Source organism: Melghirimyces algeriensis (assembly GCF_900182565.1).
GTDB lineage: Bacteria > Bacillota > Bacilli > Thermoactinomycetales > DSM-45169 > Melghirimyces > Melghirimyces algeriensis.
This window is the reverse complement of sequence record NZ_FXTI01000005.1, coordinates 61,322-74,664: the sequence shown is the minus strand read 5'-3', so window position 1 is coordinate 74,664 and position 13,343 is coordinate 61,322. Positions and strand designations below refer to the sequence as shown.

Below are 13,343 nucleotides of genomic sequence, written 5' to 3'. Positions count from 1 at the left end.
TATGGGGTTTGTTCATCGACTAATTGATTTGTGTGAACCATGGGTGGGAAAGTGATGAAAATCATGCAACTTAGAAAAGTGAGTACCCGATCACTGCCAATCCGACAGCTACACAATAAACCGTAAAGTAGCCGAGGTTCCCCTTTGCCATAATATTCATCAGCCATTTCAATGAAAAGTACGAAGCGATGAATGAAAGCACAAAGGCAATAAGGTATGGTACGAGGAGCGTATCTATCTTTGGATCATTCATTAAATCCGTAATGGAGAGGATCATGCCCCCGACGCTGACCGGGATGTATAACAGAAAAGAATAGCGAAGCGCCGTGTCACGTTTCATGCCGATGCCCATTGAGGCCACAATCGTTGCTCCTGAACGGCTGATACCAGGAATCAGTGCGACAGCTTGGGCAAGACCGACAATGATGGCATCTTTCAGCGAAAGGTTTTGATCATTCTTTCGTCCGCGCAAATTGCGGATCACCCAGAGTGCGATTCCTGTGATGATCAATGTTACGCCGATGATCAAGATGCCTTCCAATGCCTCTTTAATGTAATCTTCAAATAAGACACCCGCTACGCCTGCTGGGATGGTGCCAATAATCAGATATACAATAAACATAAAGTCGTCTTTTGCTTGCCGTTCGCCGGTTGTTATGTAACGGAATCCATTTACCGTCAACCGTATTAAATCTTTACGGTAAATGATCAACACCGCCAGCAGTGAGGCAAAATTCATAAAAACTGCAAAGCTTAGCCCTTCAATTTCCAAACCGAATAATTCACTGGCAATGAGCAGATGCCCGCTTGAGGAAACCGGAATCGGTTCGGTAATTCCTTGTAGGAGTCCCAATAAAGCATATTTCAGTAGTAAGCCGATGTCAGTCATGTTTTATAATCCTCCAATGTAGCGTGGTAAAGTGAAACAATCTTCCGATAATAATAACGGGTATCCTGAAGTACTCCCAAGTGATTGAGAAGTGATGATCAATGGATATCTACCTTTTTAAAGTAGACAATCATGGAAATAAATCCAATGATTGAGGTAGCAGCAATGGATAGATAGGAATACTCCGGCGGATAGGTTGGCAGAAGGGTATCATTCGCGATATCTCCTGCGGCATACCAGGGAAATAGAGCCCGATGTTCTGAATTTCCAGCCATCACGTTGATCAGAGTGATCACAACGGTAAAAATAATCGTTGGAACATAATTTTTTGTTACAAGGGTAACAAGGATAATCGGAGTAGAAAGGCTAAATACGAGCATTCCTCCAATGATAAATTGTTTCAACGATTGGAGCAATAAAGAGGTGTTCAGACCGTCAATCTGGGTGATGATTCCCAACACCAGGGTTACCACCCAGGCAACCATGGTTAACATCATAATCCACATAAACAGGAGCAACATTTTACTCAGAATCAAACCGATTCGGGAGACCGGGATGGTTAATAGATTTTTTAATGTATTTTCCATATACTCACGGTTGTATAAATAGGCAGTTACGACTCCATACAAAGGGACACCGATGATTAACAGCGTATACAGATTGGCTTCGTAAAACAGCTCATCAAATGTCATAGGCGGAGTGGGCTGGTGGATATAGGCAGCTACAGCGATGATAAAAGGAGCGACAGATGAACCGAGAATGCTGATTAAGAACATACTGGAACGTTTGAGTTTCAAAAATTCTGTATATAAAAGATTAACCAATGGTGCCACCCCCAACCAACTTTGCAAAATAATCTTCCAGGTTGTCCTGGCTGATGTTGATTTTTAATACTTCAATATCGTTTTCCACAAACACTTTGTTAAGCTTGCCTTGTTGGCCCAAATGGGAATAGACGCGGATAGTTCCTTCACCATGGACTTCATAATCAAAAATATTAAAATGAGTCTCCAAAAGCATCGTTGCTTTATGATCGTTGGATACCTGAAACTCCAAATACTTGCGATTTCGTTGCCGAAGCTGATCAAACGGGATTTCTTCCAGAAGCTTTCCTTCATGAATGATTCCCATCGAATCGGCTAATTGCTCGATTTCCGACAATATATGACTGGAGATTAATATCGTGATCTTTCTTTCTTTTGCCAGCGATTTGATAAGCCTTCGTATTTCCTTGATTCCAATGGGGTCCAAACCGTTTGTGGGTTCATCCAATATTAACAGCTCAGGGTAATGAAGAAGGGCTCTGGCGATCCCCAATCGCTGTTTCATACCCAATGAATATTTGCCAACCAGCTTTTTTGTTTCGTGTTGCAACCCGACGATCTCCAATGCTTCTTCGATAGCACTTTTCTTGTGAATCCCTAGGATCTTTGCATTGATTTGCAGGTTTTCCCTGGCCGTCAGGTTTTCATAGAAGCCAGGAACCTCCACAATGGATCCGATTCGCCTTAAAATCCCCTTTTTATTTTTGAACAGATTTTCACCAAAAATTTCAATTTGTCCATGGGTTGGTTTGATTAACCCCAGTAACATGCGTATGGTCGTTGTTTTCCCAGCACCATTGCGGCCGAGAAAACCATAGATTTCTCCCTGATTGACCGTGATGCTGAGGTTATCGACTGATTTCTGGGTTTCATAGATCTTTGTTAGATTGGTTGTTTTAATGATCTCGCTCATGTTTGGACACCTGCTTTCCATCAGCTCATGGCTTCATTATAGAACGATGATTTTAAATGCGGCTTAAACAATTCTTAACTGTTTCTTAAAGTGAAATCCTGTTTCATTGTTTGGGAATGGAGAAGCCAAAGGTCGTTTTTTCCCATGGAGTACTTTCCACCCAAATTCTTCCGTGATTTTTTTCGACAAGTGCTTTCGCAATGGCTAGGCCCAGTCCGCTCCCGCCATGTAAATGATTTCTGGATTGGTCTCCACGGTACATTCGTTCAAACACATTTCCAAGGTCTGCGTTTCGAATCCCTGGTCCCCGGTCCCAAATGAGCAACTGATATTCCTGGGCTGTTTCCGTAAGCTCAATCCCCAATACCTTCCCTTCGTTTCCATACTGTACAGCATTTTTGATTAAATTGCTGATGACCCGCATCAAACTTAGGCGATCCGCCATAATGAAACAATGTTTTTCAGGAATCTGGACGTCTAATTCCATTCCTTCTTTTTTAAGGTCAGGTAAAAATTCGATGATCGATTCTCTGGTGATCTCTGCAAAATCGATCCTTTCTTCCTTTAATGAAATTTCATTGGCATCGATCTTTGCCATATTAAAGAGTTCATCCAAGAAATGCTTTAAGCCGATGGACTTCCTGGATATAATCTCAAGATATTCTCTTTTTTCTTCTTCTGATGAAGCAATATCATCTTTTAAAGCATCAATATATCCAATAATCGATGTAAGAGGGGTGCGTATGTCATGGGAAATACTGGACAAAATTCGTTTTCGTTCTTCCTGGGATTTGATGGACTCAATTTGCACCTTTTCCATTTGTTCAATCAGTCCATTGATCAGAAAAATCGATTCATTGAATCCCTGATCCTGATTAGCCAGAAGCCTTGTTTTTAAATTTCCGTTTATTGCCCGTTTTAACGCTGTATTGATCTGTTTTCGTTGTGTAAGATGGCGGAGTCTCATCAGTAAAAACGTGATCGCAATCATCCAGAGAGCGATCACGAGAGGCCATTTCAAGACATCTTCCATCTGTTGATTGAGATCGATGATCAAAAGTCCTGTGAGGACAATGATTTGAAGTACAATGAGAACCATCATTTTGTCATTTTTCATCTTTATCACCAACAAATTTATATCCAATCCCCCATACGGTTTGAATATATTGGGGCTTGGAAGGGTCCGCTTCGATTTTTTTTCGGAGCTTTCGGATGTGTACCATCACGGTATTGTCATCTTCTATATAGTTGCTGCCCCATACATTGCGAAAAAGCTGTGTTTTGGTAAACACTTGTCCGGGATGGGAAGCGAGAAATTTCAGCAGTTCAAATTCTTTGGCTGTCAAAGGGATCTCTTTTTCAGCGATGGTGAGTGTATATTTTTTCACGTCAATCGTTAAGTCTTTAAACGCGATCGTTGCCTGATTTTCACGTAATTCCTCTTTGCTGCCCAGTATCAAAAACCGCCTCAGAAGAGCCTTGATTCTGGCGATCACTTCATTGATGCTAAAAGGCTTGGTAATGTAGTCATCCGCCCCAATTCCCAACCCCAAAACCTTATCCACCTCTTGATCCTTCGCTGTAAGCATCAGGATGGGAACATTGGATTCCTTTCGGATTCTTCTGCATACCTCAATCCCATCTACTTTGGGCATCATGAGATCCAAGATCAGAAGATTATATGGCTTTTTGTCAAATAAATGGAGAGCTTCCTCTCCATTTACCGCTACATCCACCGTATATAATTCTCTCTCCAAGTATTTTTTCAATAAATCCCGGATCTCTTTTTCATCATCTACAATCAGTATCTGAATATCATCCATCTTCTCACCGCCTCATTTCACCTCCATCATAAATCCCTACATGAAACCGTGCAACTTTATTTATAGCACAGGAATTCTGCCAAGTGCTTAGATCGATGAGCTATCCAAAAAATATATTTTAAATGCATCGATGAATGGAGCGGCTTCCGGAAAGAGGGAAGTCGTTCTTTTTTGGTTTTGTAAAGAAATATATTTTCATATTAATAAAATTTTTAGAATAATTTGTTGAATTGTTTATCATGAAAGAGGTATAAAGAGAATAGTCCAATATTTGATAGGAGGGGAAGGGAATGGATATTTCGATGGAATCGGTGGATAAATCTGAAATGGTGAAACAATGTTATAACCATTTGGGAGGGAGCATTCAGTTCAGTGGAATCAAGCAATATTGGAAAACATCTCAGGAGCTGGGGGAGGGGGAGATCAAAACCTATCACTTCCAATCAGGGATTGAATTAAGTATCTATCGATTATGGTTACACCGTCCATTTGAGTATAATCTGCAAATTGATTCACCTCTGATTTCAATGAAGTTTTGTCTGGATGGCTACGCTCCAGGGCTGATGGATATGAAGAGGAAAACGGAATTTCTCACCAAGGGACGATGTAACATGTATTACGGTCCTTATATGAATTTTAAGGTTCATTTACCGATTAGAAAACCCATTTCTTTCGTAAGTTTGGCAGTTGACCAGGAGACGTTTTATACATTTGCGGAAAAAGCCGGACATTCTCTTCCTGCGGAGTTGGCCAATCTGCAAACAGAACGGGCATGCTTTTCCAGTGTATCTCTCACTTCAAATATGCACATGGCTTTGCAACAAATCTTGCATGGCGTTCCCTCTGATGAATGGATGGAAGCAGTTTATTTGGAAAGCAAGGCGACAGAGTTGTTTGTACTACGCCTCAATCAGCTCCTCGGTATAAATGATGAACCGAAAACATTGCATTCCCGTGATATTGAGAGGATAAGGGATGCAGCGGAAATTCTGAAGCAGGATCTCACCAACCCTCCTTCGGTACGTGAGCTGGCATTGAGAGTCAATTTAAATGAATCCAAGTTACGCAAAGGTTTTCGGGAACTGTATCATACGACGATATTGGGTTATCTGCAGTTGTTGCGTTTGGATCAAGCCAGTTGGCTGTTAAAGGAGACGGACCAAAGTGTTACCCACATTTCACAGGATGTGGGATATTCCCATATCAGTTATTTCATCTCTTTGTTTAAAAAAAGATATGGGATGACTCCAAATCAGTATCGTTCCAATATATAATTTTGGGTTGGCGAAGATGTTGCCAACTTTGAAAGCAACCCATTGACCTGACTGCTGATGTCTTTCCGGGGCACCGTCCCTATGACTTATGAATGAAATCAGATCAGTGGAATATACAATCAACCCCCTGGTATTAATAATATTATGTAAATTGTTTGTTTTGTGATATAAGATATCCATTTTGTGATATAAAAACCAAAAAATGATGATTACAATGATAGTGGACAAGCAAGGAACAGAATCGCTGATCAAAGTCATGGAGACGGTACCTCGGAGTGAATCAAAATCAAACGGGGAGTGTTGATACGGTGAAATTGATGGAATCCTTGATGGGTGTGAAAAATGTACAAGCTTCCAGTTGTTTTTGGCCGGTAAATTACAGTTGTTACCTGAAATGTATCGTAAACGGAAGTGAGTGGAGTTGCTGCCTGTCGTGCAAAATTAGCGGTTGAAAATGTGAAAGGGATCCATTGGGCTGACTGCTGATATTCTATTCCTTTCCGAGGTACCGTCCCCATGGCCATGAACGGAATCAGCAGTCGGAGATTAAAAAAGTCCCTTTATTCATAGGAACGGTACCCCGCTGTCATTTCAAATCATGAAAGGGAGTGTTGGAGATGAAAATGATGGAGTCCCTCATGGGTGTTAAGGATGTACAAGCACAGAATTGCAATAATGTGGATTGGAGATGCTACACCAAGTGTCAGATCGATGGTCGCGGAGAGTGGTACTGCTGCATTAAGTGCGAGGTTGAGTGGTAAGATAGTTTGAATCATTCGGGGTACCGTTCCTATGGGTGATGGGAGCAAGTGGTAAAGGGTGATTGATGGGCGTGGCTTTTTGTTACTTGATAATTCATTGTAAGGGTTCTTTTTTACACAACCGCAGGGGCGGCACTCCAGAATGAGTTTGATCTAAAAGGAGTGGATAGAATATGAAATTTATCGAAAACATGATGGGCGTCAAGGATTATCAACCTCAGGGTGATTGGTGCCGTATTTCTGATTATAACTGCTTTGTCCGGTGCAAGTATGCTGGGGGAAGCAACTTTGAATGTTGCCAAAAGTGTTACTACGGGTGAAGTAATTTAAGCTCTCTTGGGGAGTGCCGCCCCTACGGTTGTGGTAAAAGAACGGATTCTGAGCCGGTCCAGTGAGGTTAAATCTGTGGAATACAATGCCCTGATTCCTTACTTTGGTTATCATCTCAGATTCATTTGTTTTTGTGAAGGGAGGGAATGGCTTGTCTAACTTGCGTCAGGTTCTAAAAGCGGTGGGATATGCCTTTGGTGTGGTTTGGCGCACCCATAAATCCTATCTTTTTGTGACTGTAACCATTCGCATTCTTTTGGGTTTAATTCCCCTGTCCATGGTTTGGATGACCAAAGAACTGATTAACCAGGTCGTTCGGATGGTTCAGACGGGAGAGGGATTTTCTGCCGTTCTTACATTGCTGTCGTTTCAGATGGTGGTGATTCTTTTCGGCTATGCTCTCTCGCTTTGGACGGAAGTGAATGACCAAAAAATGGATAACTTGATCGGTCTATCGATCAAAAAGAATCTCTTGGAAAAAGTGAACCGCCTCCCCTTCCTTACATTTGAAGATCCTGTCTTTTATGACCGGTTTCAACGGTCAGTGGAAAGTCGTGAACAACTGACCAACATGGTGAAGCAGGCCCTCTCCTTTGGAACCGACCTGATTACGATTACTTCTCTGGTCGGTTATTTGATGGGGATTCATTGGGGATTGACGGTGATCCTCATCATCGGAACCTTGCCGGTTTTAATGATCGATATGCGCTTTGGCGGGATGCGTTACCAGTTGATGCGATATCTCACCCCTTTCACACGAAAGGAGCAGTATTTATCATACTTGCTTAGCCTCCGGGACCATTTGAAAGAGGTGCGTCTTTTTCAATTGGGGGATTATCTGATCCGGGAGTGGTCCCGCATTTTTCGGCTGGATGCGGATAAAAAATTGGATCTGATTAAGAAGCAAAGCCGATGGAACATGGCGGGACGGACGTTTTTAACCCTGACTTATGCAGCTTCGGGAATATTGGTGGTTTTTTTGATCCGCAGTGGACAGGTGCTGGTTGGGGATTTGGTGGCCGTTCTGCAATCCATCCAGAATGTTCAGGATAAACTGACCAGTTCTACCCGCACCATTTCCATGTTTTACGAAGGAAGCTTCTATGTCCGGGATATTGAGCAATTTCTGAATCAAAAGGAGCGTACCACCCAGGAGACTTCCCTAGTTTCCGTGGACCGGATTCGTGAGATAGAGATTGAAGGACTCACCTTCCGCTACCCCAATCAAAAGGAACCAGCCATCCAGGATATCCATCTGGATATTTACCCCGGAAAAAAGATTGCGATCATTGGAGAGAACGGTTCGGGAAAAACCACGTTGATCAAGTGTCTAAGCGGATTATATGAACTGGATTCCCCGATGATTCGGGTGAACGGCCTCCCCCTTTCTTCCGTTGACTTGGCTTCCTACCACCGGAGGGTTGCCGTGCTGTTCCAGGATTATATCCGTTACAACCTGACGGCCAAGGAAAATATTGGTTTTGGACGGGTGGAATCGATGAATCGGCTGGACGAAATTGAAGCGGCAGCGGCGAAAACGGACATTGATCGCTACCTGAATCAATTGCCCGAAGGATACGAATCGCTGTTGGGACGTTATTTTAACAAAGGAAATGAACTGTCAGGGGGACAGTGGCAAAAAGTGGCCTTATCCCGCGCATGGTTTCGCGACAGCGATGTGGTGATTCTGGACGAACCAACTTCTGCTCTGGACCCTCGGTCTGAGATCGACATTGTGGAGCAATTGTTCCGATCAGCCAAAGATAAGGCGGTCATTTTTATCACACATCGGTTGGGAGCCTCCAGTCTGGCCGATGAAATTTTGGTGATGCGGTCTGGAAAGGTGGTGGAGAGAGGAGGCCATGATGAACTCCTTTCCGCAGGAGGTGAATACAGTCGGCTGTACCGGACACAAGCCCGGTGGTATCTGCAAAAGGAGGAATCGATAGGATGATTGTTTCATTTTTCTTGAGGATGACACTGGCGATTCTTTTTTTGACAACAGCCTGGAGCAAATGGAGGGGATGGGATCGCCATACCCAACTGATGACTGCCTATCGGATCATCCCTTCCGGATGGGTTCCATGGTTTCTGGGAGGGTTTTTGATCAGTGAATGTTATATTGCCCTCACGTTGCTCCTTTTTGGTTTTCAACCCATCACTATAGGTTTGGGTTTAGGGCTGTTGTTTCTGTATACGGGTGCTGTGGTCATCAATTTGGTTCGAGGGAATCAAGATATCTCCTGCGGGTGCGGGAGTGTATTGGAAAGTGACCGTTTGAGTTGGGGGCTTGTGGTCCGAAATCTTTTTCTGATGGCGATGGTTGTGCTGGGGTGGATGAGTAGTTTAGCTTCTTCCCCGGAGATGGGATGGATACATCAGACGCTCCTGACATTGGTGGCGGTTGGAGTCATTCTGATTGCCGGAAACCTCAAGGGGTTCTGGGAGATCAAGCGGAAAATCGAAAAATTGGCAACAGATTAAGGGGGATGGGAAACATGACAGGTTTTTTTCAGTCGATTGTGTTGGTGGAATTGGTGCTGGTGATCGCCCAATTGGGACTGATGCTTCTGCTTCTCCGTTATCTGGGGTCTTTTATCAATAAGATTCGTGAGATTCCTGGGATTCGCATGCAGGGGCTACAATCCGGGGAGAAAGCTCCGGTTTTTGAAAAAAACGATGAACAGGGCCGGTTGGTTGATTTGAAAGGGTTGCTTCGGGAAAAGAATGTGCTGCTTCTCTTTATTAACACGCAATGCCCGGCATGTAAGTCCAGTATTCAAGATCTGCATTCCCTCAAGTCCCGCCAGGACTTTCATCTGGTTGTCATCAACGGAGACGCAGAAAAAGATGATCGGGAAATTGTTGCAGCGTTGCCCCCGGAAGTTTATTATCTGCGGGCTCCGGAAGTGGCCTCGGATTATTGGGTACAAAGTGTTCCCTACTCTGTCCTGGTGAATCAACGGGGAATGATTGAAAAAGTGGAAGAGGGATTGATGGCTCCTCCTTCAGCGGCTTGAAGCAGGGACTCTAGACACTTCTTCATTATGATTCAGAAGACGGTCTATATTTGAACCAGGGTTCACTGCATAGAAGGAGGGGGTGGGGGTTTCCAGTCCATGAATAAAAGAGAGAAAAATCAGTCCAGCTACCCCATAAGGGTATGGATGGAGCAGGAAGTGAGGCCTGTTCTTTTTTTGTGCCGTTAATCATGGGGTCTTGCACTTGGTTTGATCTCTTACTTGAGGTATAACAGTAATCTTTATCCATATAAAGGATTTCCTTTTCATAGAATAACAACCAACATCGGGGGCGTTGATATTTTTATATTTTGAATTGGGGTTAAACTTTTTCAGTTCATTTTATATAAGAAAAAAGCTGATGGATTTTGAAGTATCCCTCAGCTTAATTGATAAGAAATGCTTTTCAAATATTCTTTTTGCGACGGCGAATCCACCAAACGACAGGGAAGGTGATCAGGGCAAGGATAGTGACCGGAGGAATCAAGGTGGCTCCGACCACTAATGCACCCCGGAATACATCCTGTAACCAGCCGATCGATTGAAGAAATGCTGTATGGATTTGATCCATGAGTTCAGGTTCTCCTTCATGTTGTCCCAGGGGAGAGATTTGGGTTGCATGAACGGTGACGGTGGAGAATGCGGTTTGATCCTCCAGATATTTGATTCGACCCTTCAACTGTTCCATTTCTTCTTGAACGCGGGACAATTCCTTGGATACCTGAAGGAGATCCTCTGTGGATTTTGCTTCTTCCATCAACTGAAGAAGGCGTTTTTCCATTGTTTTTTTCGCTTTTAAACGGGATTGAAGGTCCACATACTCTTTTGTGACATCATTGCCGGAGATATGTTGGGAATGCGTTTTCGTTGCTGTTTGCTCAACATCCTTTAAAAAGGAATGGAATGCATCCTGGGGAATCCGAAAGACCCATGTTCCGGTTACTTTTTTTCCGTTGCGTGACTGCGAAGCTTCAACCAGATACCCGTCCTTTTTTTCTGCTTTCTTCTCCAATGCGGTTCTTGCACGTTTTAGATTTGGAACTTCGATTTGCAGATTTCCTTTATAAATCACTTTTCGTTTTTCCGTTGTGGCTGCGGAGCCCTTTTTGTTGAGGGCTTTTTTTAATTCAGAAGATCCTTTTGCAGAGGGTCCTTCCTGTTTCTCCGTAGTCGTTTGCGGGTCCGACCGGTGAACGGCAGAGTCATTGGCTGTTTGAGACATTTGAGTCTCTTTGGATGGACCACAACCTGCTAAAAGGCTGAAAAACAATAGACAGGTTAACGAACAGATCCATAAACTGCGAATGATCATCCTCTCCTTTCCGATCTTTTCTGTTGGACGCAAACAAAGGGGGAAAAGTTGCGGATCGGGTAGATATCCATTTTAAAAAACTCGGATTCTTTACCAAAATTAATGAACAAGGTAAGCTGAAACAGAGAGAGGGGGAAGGGGGTGGAACAGGATGGCTGAATTGGAATATCGAGTGATGGGGGATGAAGAAGAAAACTCTTTGGTGTATGAATATGAGGAGATGGAGGAAGAGGGAGCTGCCCTTCGCTTTTTGTGTGATTATCTGGTGAAAGGCAGCCGCGTTTATGAAACCGTGTCGACAGAGGTGGAACCCGGTCGTAAATATGTGATATGGGTTCGGGAAGCAGACGATGAAGAAGTGGTCAGTCAGGAAGTTGTGGTTCATCCGAAGTGGAGCGGGTTTCGGGTGGAAGTGAGAGAATTTAAGGAGAGTGGGTTTTACTACCCCGTGGTTCATACCCTTCATTTTCAACATTATTCTGAGGTGTTGCTCTGTTTGACCAGTTCGGTACTCCATATTGAAGGAGCTCAATGGGAGAAAACATCGGTAGAAATTGACGAGAATCGAAAAGTGTTTGTATTCTATGCCATACCGATGAAGGAGGATGCCTGAATGCAAGAGAGGGAAGTCAAGATGGATTGGGTCGGCAGCCGGACTGGACGGGTTGTCAGCCTGTTTGCGATGGCGGCTCTTTTGGCCGGATGTACCGATCAGGAACCGGAGACTGTTTGTCGGGACAAAGACAAGGATGGATACTGCGATGACGAGGTTTGTCAAGACCGGGATGAAGATGGCTATTGCGATGATGGAAGCGGGGTTACGGGAAGCAGTTATTTCTACAAAAACGGAAAAAAGGTGTTTAAAAAAGTTTCCGGAGCCAAAGGCGGGATTGGCAGGTCCAGTGGCAGTTCACGCGGGGGTTGATCCAGTCTGATGAAAAACTATGAAGAACGACGGCGCAATCTGTACCTCCCATTGCGCGAGGAAGGGATCTTTACTTGGGACTGGTTTGAAGGTGAGGAATACGCTCTGGCATCGGTTCATTCCATCTCTGGGAAATTTCGAAGAGAGTTGTCTGAAGCAACAGAGGCGCTGGGTTGTGTATTTGCCAGGGTGTCTGAAGTGGTACGGCTGGGAGGCGATGAGCTGTTAAAGGAGCTGGCTCTCCCTGAGGAGACATGGAAAGCCGTTCAGGTCCATCTTGGAAACGGTCTTCCAACGGTGATTGGGCGATTTGACTTTGCCCAAACCCCGGAAGGGTTAAAGATGTTGGAATTTAACAGTGATACTCCCACCGGAGTGGTAGAGGCTTTTTATGTCAATGGTTACGCTTGTCGGATGGCGGGGTTAAAAAACCCCAATGCCGGAATGGATCGGCAGATTGTGGAAGCGTTTCAGGAAGCGGTCCAGCGTTACCGGGAAATGGGGCAGAGAACCGATCGGGTATTCTTTAGCTCTCTCGGTTGGCATAAGGAAGATGCCGGCACCACGCGTTATCTGATGAATCGTTCCGGACTGAAAGGGCATTTTGTTCCTTTGGAGGAGCTTCGGGTGGAAGGGGATCAGTTAACGGCTGGTATGGATGGAAAGTCCATTCCCATCGATCTCTTGTATCGTCTCCATCCCCTGGAGATTTTAGCCAAGGATACAGATGAAGAGGGTTATCCGACAGGTGCCCATGTTCTGGATTTAATCGCCCGGAGAAAGCTGTCGGTGATCAATCCTCCGGTAGCTCTTATTTCGCAAAGCAAAGCACTGCAAGCCTTGATTTGGAATCTCTTTGAAACCGGTCAATTTCTGGACAGTCGAGAACGCGAAGCGGTGGGAACCTACATGTTACCTACCTATTTGGAAAATCGGTTTCTGGGGAGAAAGCCTTATGTGATGAAACCCGTTTTTGGACGGGAAGGAGATGCGGTTCACCTTTATGGTCCCAATGGAGAGATGGAGCATACCAATCAGGAATCGCTGTATCTCCATCAGATGATGGTTTATCAAAAGCGGGTGGAGATGGAGACGGTTGTAACGGAAACATTGAAAGGGCGCTATCAGGGGCATTTGCTTTGGGGATCATTTTGGGTTGGAGGACAGGCTTCTGCAATCTTGGCGCGAGTGGATGGACCGATCACCGGCAATCTAGCCTATTATTTACCGGTCGGTCTGTCAAATTGATCCATATTTTAAAAGGGAAAGGAG

General features: G+C 44.2%; 13 protein-coding genes. 7 read left to right on the top strand and 6 right to left on the bottom strand.

Annotated elements, in window-relative coordinates:
* Positions 1–70: 70 nt before the first annotated feature.
* The 5 genes from FN782_RS08740 to FN782_RS08720 all read right to left on the bottom strand — a co-directional run bounded on the left by FN782_RS08740 (position 71) and on the right by FN782_RS08720 (position 4,449).
* On the bottom strand, positions 71–889 hold the full coding sequence (locus tag FN782_RS08740) for an undecaprenyl-diphosphate phosphatase (protein WP_142505410.1): 819 nt from the start codon (positions 887–889) through the stop codon (positions 71–73).
* Between the two features lie 98 nt (positions 890–987).
* Entirely contained in the window at positions 988–1,713 is a 726-nt protein-coding gene (locus FN782_RS08735; RefSeq protein ID WP_142505409.1) for an ABC transporter permease, read from the bottom strand.
* Positions 1,706–2,626, bottom strand: a complete 921-nt coding sequence (locus FN782_RS08730) for an ABC transporter ATP-binding protein (RefSeq protein WP_142505408.1) — start codon at positions 2,624–2,626, stop codon at positions 1,706–1,708. The genes FN782_RS08735 and FN782_RS08730 overlap by 8 nt, the downstream gene beginning before the upstream one ends.
* 103 nt (positions 2,627–2,729) lie before the next feature.
* Positions 2,730–3,743: a sensor histidine kinase gene (locus FN782_RS08725; protein ID WP_142505407.1), complete on the bottom strand. Its 1,014-nt coding sequence runs from the start codon at positions 3,741–3,743 to the stop codon at positions 2,730–2,732.
* Positions 3,733–4,449, bottom strand: coding sequence for a response regulator transcription factor (locus FN782_RS08720; RefSeq protein ID WP_142505406.1), 717 nt, complete (start codon positions 4,447–4,449; stop codon positions 3,733–3,735). The genes FN782_RS08725 and FN782_RS08720 overlap by 11 nt, the downstream gene beginning before the upstream one ends.
* A gap of 290 nt (positions 4,450–4,739) precedes the next feature.
* Here FN782_RS08720 and FN782_RS08715 point away from each other — a divergent pair, with 290 nt between their 5' ends.
* The 4 genes from FN782_RS08715 to FN782_RS08700 all read left to right on the top strand — a co-directional run bounded on the left by FN782_RS08715 (position 4,740) and on the right by FN782_RS08700 (position 9,834).
* A complete protein-coding gene (locus tag FN782_RS08715) occupies positions 4,740–5,723 on the top strand; it encodes a helix-turn-helix transcriptional regulator (RefSeq protein WP_142505405.1) in 984 nt (327 codons plus the stop codon).
* A 1,242-nt stretch (positions 5,724–6,965) separates the two neighbouring features.
* Positions 6,966–8,768 carry an ABC transporter ATP-binding protein gene (locus tag FN782_RS08710; protein WP_142505404.1) on the top strand — a complete coding sequence of 601 codons (1,803 nt, stop codon included), beginning with the start codon at positions 6,966–6,968 and terminating at the stop codon, positions 8,766–8,768.
* Positions 8,765–9,298: a MauE/DoxX family redox-associated membrane protein gene (locus FN782_RS08705; RefSeq protein ID WP_142505403.1), complete on the top strand. Its 534-nt coding sequence runs from the start codon at positions 8,765–8,767 to the stop codon at positions 9,296–9,298. Before FN782_RS08710 ends, FN782_RS08705 begins: the two co-directional genes overlap by 4 nt.
* A gap of 14 nt (positions 9,299–9,312) precedes the next feature.
* Positions 9,313–9,834: a peroxiredoxin family protein gene (locus FN782_RS08700; RefSeq protein WP_185956165.1), complete on the top strand. Its 522-nt coding sequence runs from the start codon at positions 9,313–9,315 to the stop codon at positions 9,832–9,834.
* Between the two features lie 406 nt (positions 9,835–10,240).
* Here FN782_RS08700 and FN782_RS08695 read toward each other — a convergent pair whose 3' ends face one another.
* Positions 10,241–11,146 carry a DUF4349 domain-containing protein gene (locus tag FN782_RS08695; RefSeq protein WP_142505401.1) on the bottom strand — a complete coding sequence of 302 codons (906 nt, stop codon included), beginning with the start codon at positions 11,144–11,146 and terminating at the stop codon, positions 10,241–10,243.
* Positions 11,147–11,297: 151 nt separating this feature from the next.
* Between FN782_RS08695 and FN782_RS08690 the strand changes: the two genes are divergently transcribed.
* From FN782_RS08690 to FN782_RS08680, 3 genes are read left to right on the top strand one after another with little or no spacing between them, the layout of a single operon-like run.
* Positions 11,298–11,759, top strand: a complete 462-nt coding sequence (locus FN782_RS08690) for a hypothetical protein (protein WP_142505400.1) — start codon at positions 11,298–11,300, stop codon at positions 11,757–11,759.
* Positions 11,760–12,071: a hypothetical protein gene (locus FN782_RS08685; protein WP_246064902.1), complete on the top strand. Its 312-nt coding sequence runs from the start codon at positions 11,760–11,762 to the stop codon at positions 12,069–12,071.
* A 9-nt stretch (positions 12,072–12,080) separates the two neighbouring features.
* Complete coding sequence (locus FN782_RS08680; protein WP_142505399.1) at positions 12,081–13,319, top strand: glutathionylspermidine synthase family protein; 1,239 nt, start codon at positions 12,081–12,083, stop codon at positions 13,317–13,319.
* Positions 13,320–13,343: the final 24 nt, after the last annotated feature.